This is a genomic window from Serratia sp. 4542 (genome assembly GCF_016805595.1).
Lineage (GTDB): Bacteria > Pseudomonadota > Gammaproteobacteria > Enterobacterales > Enterobacteriaceae > Serratia > Serratia nevei.
Window position 1 is genome coordinate 198,348 of sequence record NZ_RXKV01000004.1, and the last position, 18,754, is coordinate 217,101.

Here is an 18,754-nt window from a genome sequence, read left to right on the forward strand (position 1 = left end):
CTGTCGCAGGTTCGCTGCGGCGGCCGTGTCACCGGGCATGAACACTAAGGGGGGAATGATAAGGTGGGTGGGAATATTATTACTTAATGAATAACGGAGCGCACTGACGGCGCTCCGTTGACGATGAAACTCACCAGGTGACGGTCATGGTGACGGTATCGCTGTAGACGCCGGCCGCCGGAGTCGTTCCCGCGGCAGGCACCAGGCCGTAAACGATCAGCGGCACCGCCGATCCGGTACCGGTGCCGGTCAGCGTGCCGGTGGTGCTGTTCCACGGCAGGGCGTGGGCGCTGTCCTGATAAAGGTTGTAGCTGATGTAGGCCGGCACGCTGCTGGCCATGCGCCGTTGGCTGCCGGAGGCGTTGAGGCCGTTGTCCAGCGCTACGGTATAGTTGGTGCCGGTGGTGCAGTTCAGCCCCAGCGTGCCGGTGCCGCCGCTGCCGGTGGCACTGGCGGTGATGACGTTGGCCAGCGAGGAGTAAGTCCCGAAGCTGATCGAACCAAAGTCGTTGGTGGTGCCGGAACTGTTGCCGCCGGTGACCACACAGCCGGCACCGATGGTGATCGTCACGCCCACCGTGCCCTGAATGGTGCCCGCTGCGTTGGCTGTGCCACTGATGCACAGCAGAGGTGCTACCGAGGTCAAAACCATCAGAGTTTTATTCATCATGATTCCTTGCCGTGTCAGAGAAAGCCCGCAAAAACGCCACCCAGAGCTGAGTTGAACGCATTAATTTACTTACATTTAAATTAATAGGATAAGAACGCGAAATTGTCTTGATCAAAGGCTAAAAACTTTTTTCTTTTCCGGCGGGGAAATACGGGCGGGGAGGTGGAATAGTGCAACTTGGAAATGATTAGAATAATAATGAATGGTGATAGGAATATTATTAGCGTTATTTTGGCGCCGGGGAAGGCGGCTCCCCGGCACCGGAGCGATTACAGGTGAAAATCCAGCGCGCCGTCGCGCACCAGCTCGCGCGGCAGGTTGTTCTTGATGCGGCTGCCGATGCGCTTGGCGATGCCCAGCGGCTGGCCCTGGTAGGTGACGATGCATTCATCGCCGGCCGGCGGCTGCTCCGGGTAGAGATCGCGGCCGTGATACCACTCTTGCGCCAGCGCGGCGTCCAGCTCGAAATGCGTTTTGCCGCCGGTGCCGGCCAGCGCGATCGCCGCCTCGTGCTGCCAGCGGAAACCTTTCGGGAAACGTTCCGCCAGCTTGAGGCCGATACGTGAGAAGCGCACTTTACCGAACAGCGGTTCCAGCTCGGCCGGGAACAGCCAGAGCTCCTTGTCGCGCTCCCACAGCCGGCTGTCATCGCCCCAGGTTAAGCCGGATGCGGCGGCGGCTTGGGCGACCAGCGCCGCCTCTTTGCCGGACAGCGGGCTGAACGGGAACTTCCCGACTTTATAGGTCGGCTTCGCCAACGGCGCTACGGCGCGCTGTTTGCGCAGGCGGGCGACGAAGAAGCCTTCGCTGTCGTAAATCTGCGGGAAGACGTGCAGGAAGCCTTCGGCGGTCAGCGCCTTGTCGGCGCCGGGGAACAGCGCACCCAGCGGCTCGACGCTGACCGCGTCGCCGTAGGTGTCCAGCAGCCAGCGCACCACCTGCTGGTTTTCCTGCGCATTGATCGTGCAGGTGGAGTACACCATCACGCCGCCCGGCGCCAGCGCATGAAACGCGCTGTCGATCAGTTCGCGTTGGGTGGCGGCGATTTCGGCCACGCTCTGTGGCGACCAGTTGCTCATGGCGTCCGGATCCTTGCGCACCACGCCTTCGCCGGAGCAGGGGGCATCGAGCAGAATGGCGTCGAAGCTCTCCGGCAGCGCGGCGCCGAACACCCTGCCGTCGAAGTGGGTCAGCGCGGCGTTCTTCACGCCGCAGCGGCTGATATTGGCGTGCAGCACTTTTACCCGGCTGGCGGAGTATTCGTTGGCGACGATGCCGCCCTGATTGCCCATTAACGCGGCGATTTGGGTGGTTTTGGAGCCTGGTGCCGCCGCCACGTCCAGCACCCGATTCGGCACTGCGCCGCCCGAGAACAGCGCGCTGACCGGCAGCATTGAACTGGCCTCCTGAATGTAGAACAGGCCGCTCAGGTGTTCGGCGGCGCTGCCCAGACGCAGCTCTTCATCGTCGCGCTCGATCCAGAACCCTTCCGCGCACCAGGGGATGGGCTCCAGTCGCCAGTCGTAATCCTGCACCAGCGCCAGGAAGTCGGCGACGCTGATTTTCAGCGTGTTGACGCGCAGGCTGCGGCGCAGCGGGCGCTGGCAGGCGGCGATAAAATCTTCCATCGCCAGCTCGGCGGGCATGATGGCGCGGGTGGCGTCAAGGAAAGCGGGGGGCAGAAAAACGGCGGTGGATTTGGCCACGGGGCGAACTCTCAGGGTGCAATAAAGACAAGGGCGAGAGTTTATCACAAAGCGGAAAAAAACAGGGCCCGACAATGCCGGGCCCTGAGGAAAATGCGAAATTTAATCGCGCGGAATGGCGGTGCCCCAGGTTTTCCAGTCCTTCGGCTCTTCCGGATTCAGCAGGAAGTGTTTGTTAGGCGTCGCTTTCGGCGCCAGCGGAATGGTCGGCGGCGTGGCGAAGGCGATACCGCCGCGGATGAACTGCTGGAAGGTGCCGCTCTTGATCACGCCGCCGGTCAGGCCGAACTGCAGGTTGTACCCCGAAGCCAGCCAGAACACGCTGTTGTTGCGCACCAGATGCTGATACTTCTTGCTGATGCGCAGCGCGACATGAACCCGGTCTGACATGGCGCCAAGGTAGAAGCCGGTGATGGTGCCGACCTCCACGCCGCGGAACAACACCGGCGTGCCGATCTGCAGGGAGCCGGTTTCGGCAGCGTCGAGCACCACGCTCAGGCCGTCGAGATAGCGCGAGTCGGTGATGCTGGCCTGCTGCAGTTCGAAGGTGCGCATCTCGCGGCCGCGCCCCGGCTCCACGTTGATATAAGGCTGGAGCAGGGTATCGAGGTTGCTGACGCCGGCGGCGGAGATCTCCGGCGAGACGATCGAGAAGCGGCTGCCCAGACGCGCGAAGGTCTGCACGTATTCCGGATACAGCACCGCTTTGGCCAACACTTCGTTGCGCTCCGGCGCCAGCTGCAGCGACTCCACCTGGCCGACGTCGATGCCGAGGTAGCGCAGCGGCATGCCCGCCGACAGCTTGCTGGCGTCGTAGGTTTTCAGCGTGATTTGGCTGCCCACCGCGCGAGCGGCGGTTTCGCTGGCGTACAGCACGCGGTTGGCGCCCTTGTTGAGCGTCACGCCCTGCAGGTTGTCGAAGCTGATGGCGCCTTTCAGCGCGCGGTTAAGCGGCGAAGCCTGCACCGTCAGCCCGCTGCCGTTGAGCTGCACCTTGGCGCCGCCTTCGGCCCAGAAGATGCTTTCACGGGTCAGCAGCTTGCGGTATTCCGGGCTGATGTAGACGTCCACCTCAAACTCGTTGGCCTTTGGCCGCACGTTGACGATTTCGCCCACCTGGAATTTGCGATACAGCACCACCGAACCGGCCTGCACGTCCGGCAGGCTGGTGGCGCTGAGGGTCAGGGTGGTGGCCGGGGCGTTGCCGACGATGCCTTCCTCGGCTTTCTCGCTGTTGGCGTACAGCGGGTATTGGCCGCCCGGTTCCCCCTTGCTGCCGGGAATAATGCGCACGCCGCCGTCTACCCACTCCTGGGCGCTGGCGCCGAGCACTTCCATGCCGTCGATGCCCAGCTTGACGTCGAGGCGGCTGTTGACCACGAATTTGCTGTCTTTGTGCAGCAGGCCGCGATATTGGGCGTCGATGGCGGCGGTGAACACCACGCCGCCGGCGGTCAGGGTGCGGCTCAGGATCTGGCCGACTTTCACGCCGTGCACCACCAACGGCTGCCCCACGTCGATGCCGTAGCTTTGCGGCGCATTCAGCGTGACGGTCAGCACGCCAGGCTGTTGCAACAGCGTCTCGCTGCTGTCCAGCACGTTGAAGCGCTGCTGCGGCTCGCCTTCACCCGGCACCAGCTCCAGCGTGGTGCCGGTCAGCAGCTGGCTGAGCTTGGCGTCGTTGAGGCTGATGCGCGGGCTGCGCATCACGATGCGGGTGCCGCTGCGCATCAGATCGACCACCGAAGGATCGATGGTCAGTTCACCGACCACTTTGCTGTCCTGCTGCAACGTCAGCTTGGTCAGGGTGCCGACCTGCAGCCCTTGGTACATCAGCGGCGTGCGGTTTTCACTCAGGTTGTTGCCGCTCGGCAGATCCAGCAGGATATTGACGCCGCGCTGGCTGTGGGCCAGATCGGGATACAGGGCATAGCTCTGGTCGCCCTTGGCCTGCTGGCCATCGGCCGGCGAATCGAAGGCGATGGCGCCGTTGACCAGCGCCGCCAGGCTCTCCATCTGTACCGTCGCGCCGGACAGGCTGAAATCGCCCTTGAAGCCGGAGACGTTCCAGAAGCGGCTGTTGTTTTTCACCAGATGGGCGAAGCGGCGGTCGATAAGTACGTCGATGGTCACGCCCTTATTGCCTTCGCTGATGGTGTAGTCGTACACCTTGCCGACCGGGATTTTACGGTAGTAGACCAGCGAGCCGCTGTTGAGCGAGCCCAGATCGTCGGCGTGCAGATGGATCATCAGCTCGCCGGTGTTCAGGCGGTATTTCGGCTGGGTATCGAGCGCGGCAAAGTGGGTTTGCGCCTTGCCGCTGCCGGGCATCATGCCGATATAGTTGCCGCCGACCAGCGCATCGAGCCCGGAGACCCCGGCCAGCGAAGCCTTGGGGGTCACCAGCCAAAACTGGGTGCCTTCGCGCAGCGAGTCTTCCAGATCGCTTTTGATGCTGGCTTCCACCACGATGCTGCGCAGATCTTTGCTCAGGCTGATCTTCTGCACCGTGCCGACGTCAACGCCCTGGTAGCGCACCGGCGTGCGGCCGGCGACGATGCCCGCCGCCGATTGGAAATCGATGGTGACGGTGGTACCGCGCTCCTGGAAATTGTTATAGACCAGCCACCCGGCGATCAGCAGGGCGATGAACGGCAGTAACCAGAACGGTGAAATGCGGCGCTTGTTCTTGACCCGCGCTTCAGTCGGTGTAGTCGGCGTTTCCTGTTGCATGTGCATCCCAAATCAATCGGCTATCCAGCCACTCAACGGCAAGAATAGTCAAAATGACCGCCGAGCCAAAGTAAAACGCGGCCGGTCCCATAGTAAAAGATAACAGCTGGTCGCGGTTTACCAGCGACATCATCAAGGCGATAACGAACAGATCCAGCATCGACCAGCGGCCGATCCAGGTGACCAGGCGCAGCAGACGAATGCGCGTCTTCAGGCTGTGCGAGGTTTTGAAGTGAATGCTGAACAGCAGCGTGATCAGCACGATCACCTTGGTAAAGGGCACCAGCACGCTGGCGATGAACACGATGGCGGCGATCGGCACGTTGCCGGAGGTGGCCAGCGAGACCACGCCGGAGAAGATGGTGTCTTCGAGCCGCGCGCCGTTGGCGTAAATGATGGAAATCGGCAGCAGGTTGGCCGGTATCAGCAGGATCATCGCCGCGATCAGCGCCGCCCAGGTTTTCTGCAGGCTGTAGGGCTGGCGGTGGCACATCGGCACGTGGCAGCGCGGGCAGCGGCCGCGCGCGTCGGGGTAGCCGGTATAGTGGCAGGACAGGCAAATATGCAGCGCCGCTGGTGGGCCTTTCGGCTGCTCCTGCGGGTAGTAACGCTCCCACAGCTGCTCCAGGTTGGCGTGGATCAGCGTCAGGATGCTGAGCAGGGTGAGCGACAGGTAGGCGATCAGCGCGCTGCCCGCCTGGATGTCGGCATAATCCTGCACCTTGATCGCCGCCACCGCCATGCCGATCAGATAGATGTCCAGCATCACCCACTCTTTCAGCCGCTCCAACATCAGCAGCACCGGGCGCAGGTTCATGCCGAGCGCGTGGCCGAAGCGCAGATACAGCAGCGACAGCGCCAGCGTCAGTGGGGCGCCGAGGGTACAGAACGCCACCATGCTGGCGGTCAGCGGATCGCCCTGACGGCTCATCTGCCAGATGCCCTCCAGCAAACTGGCGTCGATGCGCGTGCCGAGCAGGCGGATGCTGATCAGCGGCTCGGTGAAGGCGAACGGCATCAGCAGCAGCATGGCGATCGCCATGGCGGTCAGGCGCGTCATCGACCAGTCGCGGCCGCTCACCACCTTGGCGTTGCAGCGCGGGCAATAGGCGGCCTGATTGCCGCTGAGCGGCGGCAGCACGAACAGCAGGTCGCACTCGCAGCAGCGCTGGTGGCGCGCTTTGGAAAGGGGGGCGGTGATCGCGTGTATTTTCATTTTTGACAAGTAGCTGCCCTTGAGCCCGCCGGAACTGTCAGCGTAGCTGAAAAATAAACCGGCCGCGTCACCGGCGATCGGGCGCCGGACGGTAAAACGAGGTAAACCGGGATTCTGAGCGGCAAACATACCCCGAGCGGCAGGGTTTTGTGAAGCAACAGATGATTAACCTTGTGGCTATACGCATTTAATGCTTATTTTATAGGGCCTAAGCTTTGGGCTTCTGGCCATCTTCACTGTTTCAATGGTTATCACATGACAAAAGAACAATTCTACGCGGAATTAAAACGTGACCTGAGCGCGTTGCTCGGCGGGGAGACCAACTTTATCGCGGCGCTGTCCAACGCCAGCGCGTTGATCAACGAGCGTCTGGATGACGTGAACTGGGTCGGTTTCTATCTGATGGATGGCGACCAGCTGGTGCTGGGGCCGTTCCAGGGCAAGATCGCCTGCGTGCGCATCCCGGTGGGCAAGGGCGTGTGCGGCACGGCGGTGGCGGAAAATCGCGTGCAGCGCGTCGGCGACGTGCATGCGTTCCCGGGCCATATCGCCTGCGATGCGGCCAGCAATGCGGAAATCGTGCTGCCGTTGGCGGTTGGCGGCCGGGTGATCGGCGTTTTGGATATCGACAGCACGGTTTATCAACGCTTCGACGAACAGGATGAAGCGGGCCTGAAAGCAGTGGTGGCGGGGCTTTGTGAGCAACTGGAACAGTGTGACAGTGCGAAATATGTGACTGTAGCGGCAAGTTGATCGACGGTTAACGTGGCAATTACCGATGGCGTCATTATAATGACGCCTGTTCATGCCTGTGGCTTGTTGGCAATACCGTTGTAATCAGGAAATTTCATGGAAAATCAACCTAAGTTGAACTCTAGTAAAGAAGTCATTGCTTTTCTTGCCGAGCGTTTTCCGCTCTGCTTTAGCGCCGAAGGCGAAGCTCGTCCGCTGAAAATCGGTATTTTTCAGGATTTGGTAGAGCGCGTGCAGGGGGAAGAGAATCTCAGCAAAACGCAATTGCGTTCTGCCCTGCGCCTGTACACCTCAAGCTGGCGTTACCTGTACGGCGTCAAAGTTGGCGCGCAGCGCGTCGACCTGGACGGCAATCCGTGCGGTGAACTGGAGCAGCAGCATGTCGATCATGCTCGCCAGCAGCTTGAAGAAGCCAAAGCGCGCGTTCAGGCACAGCGTGCCGAACAAAACGCCAAAAAACGTGAAGCCGCCGGTGAATCTGCCGATGCCGCGCCACGCCGTCCGCGCCCAGCCGGTAAAAAGCCTGCTGCACGTCGCGAAGGCGGAGCCGCGCCGGAAAACCGCAAGCCGCGCCCACAAACTCGCCCACAGCCAGCTCGTCAACCTCGTGCAGCAAAAGAGGAAAACCAGCCGCGTTATGCGCCAGTCACGGATATCTCTAAACTGCAAATTGGCCAGGAAATCAAAGTCAGAGCAGGCAAGAGCGCGATGGATGCTACCGTACTCGAAATCGCTAAAGATGGCGTACGTGTGCAGCTCTCTTCCGGTCTGGCGATGATTGTGCGCGCAGAACACTTGCAGTTCTGATACGGAGGCCAACCAAGGCATGAACAAATTCGTCAGATTAACAGCGATTGCAGGGCTGCTGTGGGCGGGTGTCAGTTACGGCGCGGAAACAGCCAACATCCGCATCGGCCAACTGCCCCAACTGCAACAGGAACCCCAGCACGCTACGGTGAGTGAGCGCGTGACCTCGCGCTTCACTCGCTCTCATTACCGCCAGTTCGCCCTCGACGCGGAGTTTTCAGGCAAGATCTTCGATCGCTACCTGAACATGCTGGACTACAACCATAACGTGTTGCTGGCCTCCGACGTGGCGCAGTTCGCCGGCAAACGCAATCAGGTTGGCGAAGAGCTAAAAACCGGCAAGCTGGATACCTTCTACGCGCTGTTCAATCTGGCGCAGAAACGCCGTTTCGAGCGTTACACCTATGCGTTGTCGCTGCTGGACAAGCCGATGAACTTCACCGGCAACGGCACTATCGATCTCGACCGCAGCAAAGCGCCGTGGCCGAAAGACAAGGCCGAGCTGGATAGCCTGTGGGATGCGAAAGTCACCTATGACGAGCTGAACCTCAAGCTGACCGGCAAGACCGACAAAGAAATCCGCGACACGCTGACCAAGCGTTATCAGTTCGCCATCAAGCGCCTGACGCAAAGCAACAGCGAAGACGTCTTCCAGCTGGCGATGAATGCCTTTGCGCATGAAATCGACCCGCACACCAACTATCTGTCTCCGCGCAACACCGAGCAGTTCAACACCGAGATGAGCCTGTCGCTGGAAGGCATCGGTGCGGTGCTGCAGATGGATGACGACTACACCCTGATCAACTCGATGGTGCCGGGCGGCCCGGCGGCGAAGAGCAAGGCGATCACCGTGGGCGATCGCATCGTCGGCGTCGGCCAGGCCGGCAAACCGATGGTGGACGTGATCGGCTGGCGCCTGGACGACGTGGTGTCATTGATCAAAGGGCCGAAAGGCAGCAAGGTGCGCCTGGAGATCCTGCCGGCCGGCAAGGGCACCAAAACCCGCGTGGTTACCCTGACCCGCGAGCGCATCCGCCTGGAAGACCGCGCGGTGAAAATGACCATCAAGACCGTCGGCAAAGAGAAGGTGGCGGTGTTCGACATCCCAGGCTTCTACGTCGGTCTGACCGATGACGTGAAAGTGCAGCTGCAGAAGATGGCCAAGCAAAACGTCAAGAGCGTGATCATCGATCTGCGCACCAACGGCGGCGGCGCGCTGACCGAAGCGGTGTCGCTGTCCGGCCTGTTCATTCCGAGCGGCCCGGTGGTGCAGGTGCGCGACAACAACGGCAAAGTGCGTGAAGACGCCGACACCGATGGCGTGACCTACTACAAAGGCCCGCTGGTGGTGCTGGTCGATCGCTTCAGCGCCTCCGCCTCCGAGATCTTCGCGGCGGCGATGCAGGATTACGGCCGCGCGCTGATCGTCGGCGAGCCGACCTTCGGTAAAGGCACCGTGCAGCAGTACCGTTCGCTGAACCGCATCTACGATCAGATGCTGCGCCCTGAGTGGCCGGCGCTGGGGTCGGTGCAGTACACCATTCAGAAGTTCTACCGCGTCAACGGCGGCAGCACCCAGCGCAAAGGGGTGACCCCGGACATTCTGATGCCGACCGGCGTCGATCCGGCGGAAACCGGCGAAGCGTTTGAAGACAACGCCATGCCGTGGGACAGCATCAATGCGGCGACCTACAGCAAGACCGGCGATATGGCGCCGTTCGAGCCGGAGCTGCTGAAAGATCACCAGCAGCGCATCGCGCAGAATCCGGAGTTCCAGTACATCGCGCAGGATATCGCGCATTACAAGGCGCTGAAGGATAAACGCAACATCGTGTCTCTCAATTTGGCGGTACGCGAGAAAGAGAACCATGATGACGATGCGACCCGTCTGAAACGCATCAACGAGCGCCTGGAACGTGCGGGCAAGAAGCTGCTGAAATCGCTCGACGATCTGCCGAAGGATTACCAGGAACCGGATCCGTACCTGGATGAAACCGTGCATATCGCGCTGGACCTGGCTCATCTGGAAAAAGATCAGCCCGCTCAACAGCCAACGCCGGCCAAATAAGGCCGCGTCAGGCAGGATGAAAAACGCACCCTCGGGTGCGTTTTTTTATGGTCGCGTTACGTGCTGCTCAGACGGCTTTCTTGCGGTGGCGCAGCCCGAGCCGGATGCAGGAAACCACCACCAGCAGGCAGCCGATCAGCGACAGCAACAGCGGGACTTCGTGCCAGAACAGCCAGCCCCAGGCAATATTGAAAACGATGCCGATATAGCGCACCACCGAGACCACGATCAGGTTATCGGAGGAAAAGGCCTGGGTTAAGACAACCTGTCCCAACAGCGATACCAGGGCGATGGCGAGCAGGATGGCAAACTGGTAGACGTTGGGCCAGACGAAGGCGTTCCACATCAGCGGCAGCGAGATCAGCGTCGCGATAAACAGGAAATAGAACACGATCTCGTAGTTGTGGTGGCGCTTGCTGAGCTTGTTGACCGACAGATAGGCGATAGCGGCGAACACCGCGCTCATCACGCCGACCAGCGACGCCAGGGTATACGTTGAGAAATGCCACGGCCGCACCAGCAGCACGGCGCCGATGATGACCAGCGCTAGCCAAAATGCGGTGTTGGCGCTGATCCGTTCACGCAGCACCAGCAAGGAAAGCAGAATGGAGAAAAACGGCGACAGGTAGGCCAGCATGCTGGCGTCGGCCAGCGTGAGGTGGGCGATGCTGTAAAAATAACAGATGAGATACAGCCCACCCATAGTGCCTCGTAATACCAGCAGCGGCCGGTCCTCGCGGCTGAAGGCGACGCCGTGGCGATACATCAGCAGCAGAACCAGCAGGCAGCCGATGCTACTGCGAAAGAACACGATTTCCCCGGTGGGGATGTCGTCGGCGATGGTTTTGACCAGCGCATTCATGACGCTGAAAATCAGCGAGGCGAAAATGGCCAGCAGCGCACCCTGATTCATGCTTGCCCCCGCCACTGACGATAGGTGATGGCCGCCTGTTCGTCGCAGGTATCGTCCAGCAACGAATGATGGCAATGCTCGGCGCCGATCCGGGTGACGAAGCTCTGCAGCGCCTGCTGAAAGCGCGCCAACAGGCGCCGGGCGGTGGGCATCTCGACGCCAAGCCGCTCCGCCAGCAAGACCAGCGTGCGGAGTTTTCGCACGTCTTCCAGCGGCACGCGCGGCAGGCACCACAGACCTTGAGCATCCTGAAAGACGCGGGCGACCCTGACGGCGGAAAAATCATAGTAGCGACCCTGCGCGTCCGGTTCGGAATAGGGATCGACCAGCAGCGCGGTATAGCGCGTAAACAGCGCATAGCGTTGTTCCGCCGGCGCGAGCTGCGGGAAATGGTCAATCCAGCGGCGGCTCACCATGCGGGAGGGAACCGGGTAGCTGTCGTCGTTCAAAAAGCGCAGCAGGTTGATCTCCTCGACGCCGAGATGGTTGAGCAGCCTTTTGTAATCCTCCGACAGTTCGAGCATGTCGGCGATCACCTCGGGACAGATGGGGCCCTCGGGGTGGGTTTTATACAGGTATTGCACCGGCGCCTGCGGCTGGAATATCGCCTGCAGCGTGGTGTCGGCCAGCGCCAGCGGCGGATGAACATAGTTGGTGATGCTGAAGCGCTCGGCGGCCAGCAGGCTGTCGCAGCGCCGGGCGTCGATAGCGTGACGCGCCAGCACCGAGCCGATCCAGTCGAGTTCGGCGCCGTCTGACACCGGGCTTTGGGCCGCGAGATAGATTCGCTGTTTAAAGGCCTTGGTATAGGCGCGGTAGGGCTGCGCCGCATCCTGATATTTGGTGTCGGCGTAATAACTGGACAGACTGATGACCCCGACGTGGGATTGGCCAGCCGCCTGCAGCAGGTTTTGCACCATCAGGCCGGAGCCGATGGACGGGGAAAGCAGGATCAACGAACGCAGGTGGGGTAAGGTGGCCCACGGCACCTGCCGCAGCACCTCGTAATAGCGATCGGCGGGCACCGCGAGGATCAGCCGCTGCCAGTCGCCGCCGATGAGCGACAGATCGTCGCAATAACTGTCTACTGCCACCTGCGCATCGCGCTGGGTCTGCCGCGCCTTGCCGACGCCTTCCAGATGCAGACTGGGCGTGTGCGCCAGATGCGCCTTCAGGCGTTGTCCTTTCTCGCTGGGGCGATTGTACAGGCCGATGCGCGTGTCGGCCGTGGCCTGGATATCCACAGCCAATTGGATCGCCGCCGGACCGGCGCCGAGGATCAGGGTAGAAAACGCATTATTCATGGCGATGAGACTCCAAAATCAAGAGATCGTACAGCGGGGTGGCAACCGGTTTACCGCTGACGCGCCAGGGTGAACGGGCAGCCAGATGGTGATAAGGGCAGTTGAAGATCGACTTAAGGCCGTTACCGTAGCGCAGCAGCAGTTTGCCGCGCTGAGGCAGCAAAGGCCGCAGCTGCGTCAGCAAGGTCTGCTTGTCCGCCACCAGAGAGGCGATGATGATGTGATCGATGTCGCGGTCGGTCAGGCCGTTCAATTTATCGATGCAGGGGATTTGCCGTGACAGCCCCAGATGGCGCGTGAGGCGGCGGGCAAAACGCTGGGCCGCCGGGTCGCAATCGTAGCAAATGACGGTGGCGGAGAGCCTGGCGACCAGCGCCAGCGCGGTGGTGGGCAAGGCGCCGCTGCCCACCAGCAACACTCGTTCACCGGGTTTGATGTCGGCGGCGGCGATCTCCAGCTGCAGGGCGCTATCGAAACTGTTCAGGTAGGCGTTGGTCTGCGCCGGCTCCCGGCAGAGCGTGGCGACGCGATGCTTCTCGTAATCGCACAAGGCGGCATTGGCCACCGCTCGCAGCTGGGTGATTTGCGCCGTTATCGAGCGATCGTTTTCCAGCTTGCGGCGATAGGCCTGCAGCTGCGGCAGATCGTTAAAGGCCTGCAGGCGGCTGAAGCGCCGTTCCAGCAGGGAAAAATGGCGCCGATCTTGCCGGGCGGAACGGTGAAGCTGGTGGATTTCCTGTTGCAAGCCGGCGAGTTGCGCCAGCATGTCCGCCTTGGTCAGAGTGTACATGGGGTTTCTCCGTGTGCGTGTAACAGCTGTGTCGGCAGCAGAAAGGGGTAGCCTTGGGGGCTGATGCCGCTTTCGATACCGACGCCAAATACGCGGGACATCATCGGGTGCCCCATCATCTGATGGGTGTCGCCGTGGCAAATGACGCGTCCGTGCTCGAGCAAGGTGAGAGAATGGCAGTAGCGCAGCGCCAGCCCCAGATCGTGGATCACCAGCAGCGTGATGCAGCGATGACGCCGGCTGTAGTCGGCGATCTGATTGAGTACGCGCAGCTGATGGTGGATGTCCAGCGCGCTGGTGGGCTCGTCGAGTAAAATGAGCTGCGGCTGAGAGACGAAGGCCTGCGCCAACATCACCAACTGCCGCTGCCCGCCGCTGAGGCGGTTGAAAGGGCGATCGGCAAGTGCGGAAATGCCGCATTCCGCCAGCGCCTGTTCGACCGCGTCGGCCTGTGCGGCGCTGACGCGCCACCCCAACTGCCGTACCTTGCCCAGCAGCACCATGTCAAACGCGGTCAACGCCGACTCGCTGCGATTGAGTTGCGGCACATAGGCGATGCGGCTGGTTTTCGGATCGAGCGGGCGCTCGCGGTAGGCGATAGCGCCGCTGTGCGGCAGCATGCGATTGATCGCTTTGAGCAGCGTCGATTTGCCGGCGCCGTTGGGCCCGATGATGCCGCCGAGCTTTGCCTCCGGCCAGGCCAATGAAACGTCGGCTAACAGCTGACGTCGATGCAGCGTGACGCCGACGCCGGTGAGGGTCAGTTGAGTCATGGGCGTTTAACCTGTCGGGTGACGAAGTAGAACAGCACCGGCACGCCGATTAAGGCGATAACGATGCCGATGGGCACTACGCCGTTCGGCAGCACCAGTTTGGCGACGATCGACGCGCACAGCAGCAGCAGGCTGCCGCAAAGGGCGGAAATGCAGATCAGATAGCGTTGATCCTCGCCCACCAGAAAACGGGCGAAATGCGGGGCGATCAGCCCGACGAACCCGATGGTGCCGACAAACGAGACCGAGGCGGCCGTCAGTAAGGTCGCCAGCAGAAAGGCCAGCTTGCGCAGCGCGCTGACGTTGATGCCCAGCCCCTGGGCCTGTTCTTCGCCGGCGGACAGTGCGGTCAGGCGCCAGGCCAGCCGCAGGCTGACGACCAGCGCGCAGAACAGGACGCCACCGGTGATCGCCACGCCGTGCATATTGGCTTTGAGCAGGCTGCCGAACAGCCAGAAGACGATTTGCTGCATGGCTTCGGGCGAGGCCAGAAACAGCAGCAGGGATTGCAGCGACTGAAAGAAGAACAGCACCACGATGCCGCTCAGCACCAAAATTTGCGGCGTCATGCCGCGGCGCTGTCCCAGCAGATAGATAGGCACGCAGGCCAACAGCGCCATCAGCGAAGCCAGCAGCGGCGTGCCCAGCGCCAGCGCGCCACCCAGGCTGAATCCGGTGATGATCGACAGCGCCGCGCCAAATCCCGCCGCGGCCGAGATCCCCAGCGTATACGGGCTGGCGAGGGGGTTGGCCAGCACGGTCTGCATCAACAGACCGGCCAGCGCCAGGCTGGCGCCGACGACCAACGCGGTGAGCGTCATCGGCAAGCGAATCGACCAGAAAACCACCTGATGCAGCTCGTTGCCTGGCGCGGAGCCGGGCCAGAGCATGGGCAGGATATCCGAGAGGCTAAGGTGCGCGGCGCCGACGGTCAGATCGACGACGGCGGCCGCCAGCAGCGCGCCGAGCAGCGCCAGCGTCAATAGCCCGCGGCGCAGCCTGCGCCGTTGTAAAAACGCACGTCCTGTGTAGGCCACGGCTACTCTCCTTGCCAGCGTTGCAGGAAGACGCCGTCAGCCTCTATCGGTAAGTATTGGCGGTAGAACCGCGCCAGGTTGCGTGGGGGATCAACGTCGGCAAACGCGGCCGGATAGAGGGCTTTCGCCAGATACTGAACAAAAATAAAATCGTAAATCGTGCGCGCGCCGCCATGGTAGAGCGCATAGAGGCGCTGGTCTTTTATCGCCGGCAGCTGCGGCCAACCGGCTCGCCGGGCGTACTGAGCGAGGCGTGCCTGAAGGGGGGCCGCCTGTGCGCCGTAGCCCATCGGTGCGGCGTTTGGCATGTTTTCCCAGTCGCCACCGGCGAGGAAAATGACGTCCGGCTTTTGGGTCAGTACATAGTCGGCGCGTAAAGGCGCGGGGCTACCGACGACGCCGGCGGCGATATTGCGGGCGCCGGCCAGCTGTAATAGCGGCCCCCAGACGGAGGCGCCATAGCTGCTGCTGTATTCGCCGGGCCCCTTGTCGCCGAGTTCGATATAAGCGGTCGGTGGCGGCAGCTGCGCCTCGCGAATACGCCGTTGAGTATCTTCAAGGCTCTGCCGATACTCGCTGGCCAGCCGTTCTGCCCGCTCGGGGTGGCCCATCGCCTGACCCATGGCCCGAATGCTGGCAAGTTTGACTTCCGCACCCTGGTTGAAGTCGACGACGATATAAGGAATGTTGAGCTGTTGCAGCACCGGCAGGTAGTTGGCGAAGCCGTCGAGCTGCCATTTCGCCAGGATCAGCAGGTCTGGCCGCGTGGTCAGCAGGCGTTCGAAGTCAAAGCTCTGATTGTAGAGCGAACCGACATCGACCAGTTGAGCGAGCCGCGGCAGAGCCGCCTGATAACGCGGCCATTGGCTGGTGCGCAAGGCCCAGTCGCTTTTAGAGAAGGCGGCCACCTGTTGAAAACTGTCCGGGCCGTTCACCGCCAGAAAATCTTCGTAGTAAAAGCCGATATAGGCGCGTTGTGCGGGGGCGGCCAGGGTGACCTGGCGTCCTTCTGCGTCGGTGAGGTGGATTTCAGCTTGCGCGACGTGGCAAAAGAGCAGCCACGCAGTCAGCATACAGACGAGGCGAGGTAACATGATTGACATCCCTTTACGATTAATTGTGATGTTATAATGTAACAATTAATCACGGGATTCAAACTTTCCTGTCAGGCGAGGCGAGCGCTGCGTGAGCGAAGGTGGTGAGAGCCTGGCGGCCATAAAAAGTGTGCGGGCAATTTTTCTCGGCGTCATTTTGCACGGGCCAAGAATTTTTTCTGAGAAATCCCTCCGCCTTGCGCAACAATCGTTTACAATTTGCCAAATCCCGGTCGCGCGTCGTTTTTGTAAAGTTTCGTATTTTTAGTAGGTTAATGACGTGCGACTCTTGAAACTGTGACGAATGCCCATACGATCTAGGGTATCTTAGACAGCGTTTTGTTAACATTTATGAGGAAGTAAACATTTTATGATGCGTATAGCTCTGTTCCTGCTCACCAACCTGGCGGTGATGTTGGTTTTCGGGCTGGTGCTCAGCCTGACAGGAATCCAATCCAGTAGCGTTCAGGGCCTGATGATCATGGCCGGTCTGTTCGGCTTCGGCGGCGCTTTCGTGTCGTTGCTGATGTCCAAGTGGATGGCGCTGCGCTCCGTCGGCGGGGAAGTGATTGAACAACCGCGTAACGAAACCGAAAACTGGCTGCTGGAAACGGTACGCCGTCAGTCGCAGCAGGCGGGCATCGCCATGCCGCAGGTCGCTATCTACCACGCGCCGGACATCAACGCCTTTGCCACCGGCGCGCGCCGCGACGCCTCGCTGGTCGCCGTCAGCACTGGCCTGCTGCAGAGCATGAGCCGCGACGAGGCGGAAGCGGTCATCGCGCACGAAATCAGCCACGTCGCCAACGGCGATATGGTGACCATGACCCTGATTCAGGGCATCGTGAACACCTTCGTCATCTTCATTTCGCGCCTGATCGCGCAGGTCGCCGCCGGCTTCCTGGGCAATCGTGATGGCGAAGGGGAAGGCAACGGCAACCCGATGATTTACTTCGCGGTGTCGATGGTGCTGGAACTGGTGTTCGGCATCCTGGCAAGCATCATCACCATGTGGTTCTCGCGTCACCGCGAGTTCTACGCCGACGCCGGCTCTGCCAAGCTGGTGGGCCGCGAGAAGATGATCGCCGCCTTGCAGCGCCTGAAAACCAGCTACGAACCGCAGGAAGCGGGCAGCATGATGGCGTTCTGCATCAACGGTAAATCCAAGTCGTTCAGCGAGCTGTTCATGTCGCACCCGCCGCTCGACAAGCGTATCGAAGCGCTGCGTTCCGGCCAGTACCTGAAGTAATCGGCTGAATGAAAGGAAAAACCCCGGCTCGCCGGGGTTTTTTTATGTCCGTTATTTCACCTCGCGGCTTGGCTGCGCCGTTGGCGCCGTCGATTGGGTGATGCGCAGGCTGCTGACCGCCGCCGCCAGAGTGGCGAACACGCCGGCCAGGATCAGCGATGCGTGGGTACCAGATGTGGGGAACAGGTTGAACATCAGCGCCACCAGCGCGGCCCCCGAGGTTTGCCCCAGCAGGCGAGCGGTGCCCAGCATGCCGCTGGCGCCACCGCTGCGGTTACGCGGCGCGGCGGAGATGATGGTGTGATTGTTGGGCGACTGGAACAGGCCGAAGCCGGCGCCGCACAGCACCATGCGCCAGATGATGTCCCCATTCGACGGATCCGCGGGCAGCAGCGCCAGCGAGAACAGCCCAAGTGCGAACACCGCCAGCCCAATGCAGCCCAGCAGGCCGGCGTGCACGCGCTCCACCAGCCGGCCGGCGATCGGCGCCATGACTACGATCGCCAGCGGCCACGGCGTCAGCAGCAGCCCGGTCGCCACTTCGTCGCGGCCCAATGCGCTTTGCAGGAAGAACGGCAACGACACCATCGCCAGCATTTGCGCAGCAAACGAGCAGATTGAGGTGCCCATCGACAGGGCGAAGATCGGGATGCGCAGCAGGTCGACCGGCAGCAGCGGAAATTCCTGGCGCAGCTGGCGGCGCACGAACACCGCGCCAATCGCCAGCAGCGCGGCGATCTCGCTGAAGATCAGCGTCAGGCTTTGGCCCTGGGCGAAGCCGCTGATGGCGGTGATCAGCAGGCCGAACGTCAACGCGTTCAGCACGGCGCTGGTGGGATCGAAACGGCGGTTATCGCTTTTTTGGCCGTTGGCTGGCAGGAACTTCATGCCCAGCAGCAGTGCGACGAGGCCGATCGGCAGGTTGATGGCGAACAGCCACTGCCAGGATGCGACCGACAGGATCGCCGCCGCCACCGTTGGCCCGGCCGCCGAGGAGCAGGCGACGATCAGCGAGTTGATGCCCATGCCGCGGCCGAGAAAACGCTGCGGATAGATGATGCGGATCAGCGCGGTGTTGACGCTCATGATGGCGGCGGCACCAAAGCCTTGCAGCACGCGGGCGATGGTCAGCGTAAGCAGCGAGTCGGACAGGGCGCAGAACAGCGAGGTAATGCTGAACACCAGCAACCCGGCCTGATAGATGCGGCGATAGCCGATCAGATCGCCGAGCGACGCCAGCGACAGCAGAGACACGGTGATCGCCAGCTGATAGGCGTTAACCACCCAAATGGAGCTGGCCGGGCTGGCGTTGAGATCGCGCGCGATGGTGGGCAGCGCCACGTTGGCTATCGCGCCGTCGAGCACGGATACGGTAATGCCGAGGGCGATGGCGAGGATCGCCCCATAGCGTTGCGGGACGGGGAGGCCGTCGGAACAAGGACGCATGTTGGTCTCAGCGGTATTTATTCAGGGGAGTATTATCATGCTAATCATATTCGTCTGTGATTGCATGCCCCTTGTCCGCTTTATTGTAAACGGCGGTGAGCGGGCTGGGGTTATCCATTAGGCTTCAATCGCTTAGCGTTCAGCCGCGTTGCGCGCCGCGATCTGTTCCGATTATACTGAAACCCTTGTTTAAAT

General features: G+C 61.5%; 15 protein-coding genes. 4 read left to right on the forward strand and 11 right to left on the reverse strand.

Annotated features, from left to right (window positions below; translation table 11 throughout):
- Positions 1-130 precede the first annotated feature (130 nt).
- The 4 genes from EKL15_RS04935 to yebS form a co-directional block, all read right to left on the reverse strand.
- Positions 131-667 carry a spore coat protein U domain-containing protein gene (locus EKL15_RS04935; protein ID WP_084826342.1) on the reverse strand — a complete coding sequence of 179 codons (537 nt, stop codon included), beginning with the start codon at positions 665-667 and terminating at the stop codon, positions 131-133.
- A gap of 272 nt (positions 668-939) precedes the next feature.
- A complete protein-coding gene (gene rsmF / locus EKL15_RS04940; RefSeq protein ID WP_100396315.1) occupies positions 940-2,376 on the reverse strand; it encodes a 16S rRNA (cytosine(1407)-C(5))-methyltransferase RsmF in 1,437 nt (478 codons plus the stop codon).
- Positions 2,377-2,478: 102 nt separating this feature from the next.
- Positions 2,479-5,109, reverse strand: coding sequence for a PqiB family protein (locus EKL15_RS04945; RefSeq protein ID WP_060440703.1), 2,631 nt, complete (start codon positions 5,107-5,109; stop codon positions 2,479-2,481).
- Positions 5,078-6,325, reverse strand: a complete 1,248-nt coding sequence (yebS, locus tag EKL15_RS04950) for a membrane integrity lipid transport subunit YebS (RefSeq protein ID WP_197785439.1) — start codon at positions 6,323-6,325, stop codon at positions 5,078-5,080. Before yebS ends, EKL15_RS04945 begins: the two co-directional genes overlap by 32 nt.
- A gap of 255 nt (positions 6,326-6,580) precedes the next feature.
- On the opposite strand from yebS, the gene EKL15_RS04955 reads away from it, so the two are divergent.
- The 3 genes from EKL15_RS04955 to prc all read left to right on the forward strand — a co-directional run bounded on the left by EKL15_RS04955 (position 6,581) and on the right by prc (position 9,953).
- The gene (locus EKL15_RS04955; protein ID WP_060440088.1) at positions 6,581-7,078 is read left to right on the forward strand and encodes a GAF domain-containing protein; all 498 of its coding nucleotides are present in this window, start codon (positions 6,581-6,583) and stop codon (positions 7,076-7,078) included.
- Between the two features lie 96 nt (positions 7,079-7,174).
- Positions 7,175-7,885 carry an RNA chaperone ProQ gene (proQ, locus tag EKL15_RS04960; protein WP_033638287.1) on the forward strand — a complete coding sequence of 237 codons (711 nt, stop codon included), beginning with the start codon at positions 7,175-7,177 and terminating at the stop codon, positions 7,883-7,885.
- A 19-nt stretch (positions 7,886-7,904) separates the two neighbouring features.
- Positions 7,905-9,953, forward strand: a complete 2,049-nt coding sequence (gene prc, locus EKL15_RS04965) for a carboxy terminal-processing peptidase (RefSeq protein ID WP_100396317.1) — start codon at positions 7,905-7,907, stop codon at positions 9,951-9,953.
- Positions 9,954-10,020: 67 nt separating this feature from the next.
- On the opposite strand, the gene EKL15_RS04970 is transcribed toward prc, so the two are convergent.
- The 6 genes from EKL15_RS04970 to EKL15_RS04995 are packed head-to-tail and all read right to left on the reverse strand — an operon-like array spanning position 10,021 to position 15,864.
- Positions 10,021-10,866 carry a DMT family transporter gene (locus tag EKL15_RS04970; protein ID WP_038877656.1) on the reverse strand — a complete coding sequence of 282 codons (846 nt, stop codon included), beginning with the start codon at positions 10,864-10,866 and terminating at the stop codon, positions 10,021-10,023.
- Complete coding sequence (locus EKL15_RS04975) at positions 10,863-12,170, reverse strand: opine metallophore biosynthesis dehydrogenase (protein WP_100396318.1); 1,308 nt, start codon at positions 12,168-12,170, stop codon at positions 10,863-10,865. The genes EKL15_RS04970 and EKL15_RS04975 overlap by 4 nt, the downstream gene beginning before the upstream one ends.
- Positions 12,163-12,960, reverse strand: a complete 798-nt coding sequence (locus EKL15_RS04980) for a cyclopropane-fatty-acyl-phospholipid synthase family protein (protein WP_060440085.1) — start codon at positions 12,958-12,960, stop codon at positions 12,163-12,165. The genes EKL15_RS04975 and EKL15_RS04980 overlap by 8 nt, the downstream gene beginning before the upstream one ends.
- Positions 12,948-13,733 (reverse strand): ABC transporter ATP-binding protein, encoded by a 786-nt coding sequence (locus tag EKL15_RS04985; protein ID WP_087763515.1) that lies wholly within the window; start codon positions 13,731-13,733, stop codon positions 12,948-12,950. The genes EKL15_RS04980 and EKL15_RS04985 overlap by 13 nt, the downstream gene beginning before the upstream one ends.
- On the reverse strand, positions 13,730-14,770 hold the full coding sequence (locus EKL15_RS04990) for an iron ABC transporter permease (protein ID WP_084826338.1): 1,041 nt from the start codon (positions 14,768-14,770) through the stop codon (positions 13,730-13,732). Before EKL15_RS04990 ends, EKL15_RS04985 begins: the two co-directional genes overlap by 4 nt.
- 2 nt (positions 14,771-14,772) lie before the next feature.
- The gene (locus EKL15_RS04995) at positions 14,773-15,864 is read right to left on the reverse strand and encodes an ABC transporter substrate-binding protein (RefSeq protein ID WP_203088993.1); all 1,092 of its coding nucleotides are present in this window, start codon (positions 15,862-15,864) and stop codon (positions 14,773-14,775) included.
- 370 nt (positions 15,865-16,234) lie between these two features.
- Here EKL15_RS04995 and htpX point away from each other — a divergent pair, with 370 nt between their 5' ends.
- Positions 16,235-17,113 carry a protease HtpX gene (gene htpX, locus EKL15_RS05000; RefSeq protein WP_033638291.1) on the forward strand — a complete coding sequence of 293 codons (879 nt, stop codon included), beginning with the start codon at positions 16,235-16,237 and terminating at the stop codon, positions 17,111-17,113.
- 51 nt (positions 17,114-17,164) lie between these two features.
- Here the strand turns inward: htpX and EKL15_RS05005 are convergent, their stop codons facing one another.
- Positions 17,165-18,559: an MFS transporter gene (locus EKL15_RS05005; RefSeq protein ID WP_060419252.1), complete on the reverse strand. Its 1,395-nt coding sequence runs from the start codon at positions 18,557-18,559 to the stop codon at positions 17,165-17,167.
- Positions 18,560-18,754 lie beyond the last annotated feature (195 nt).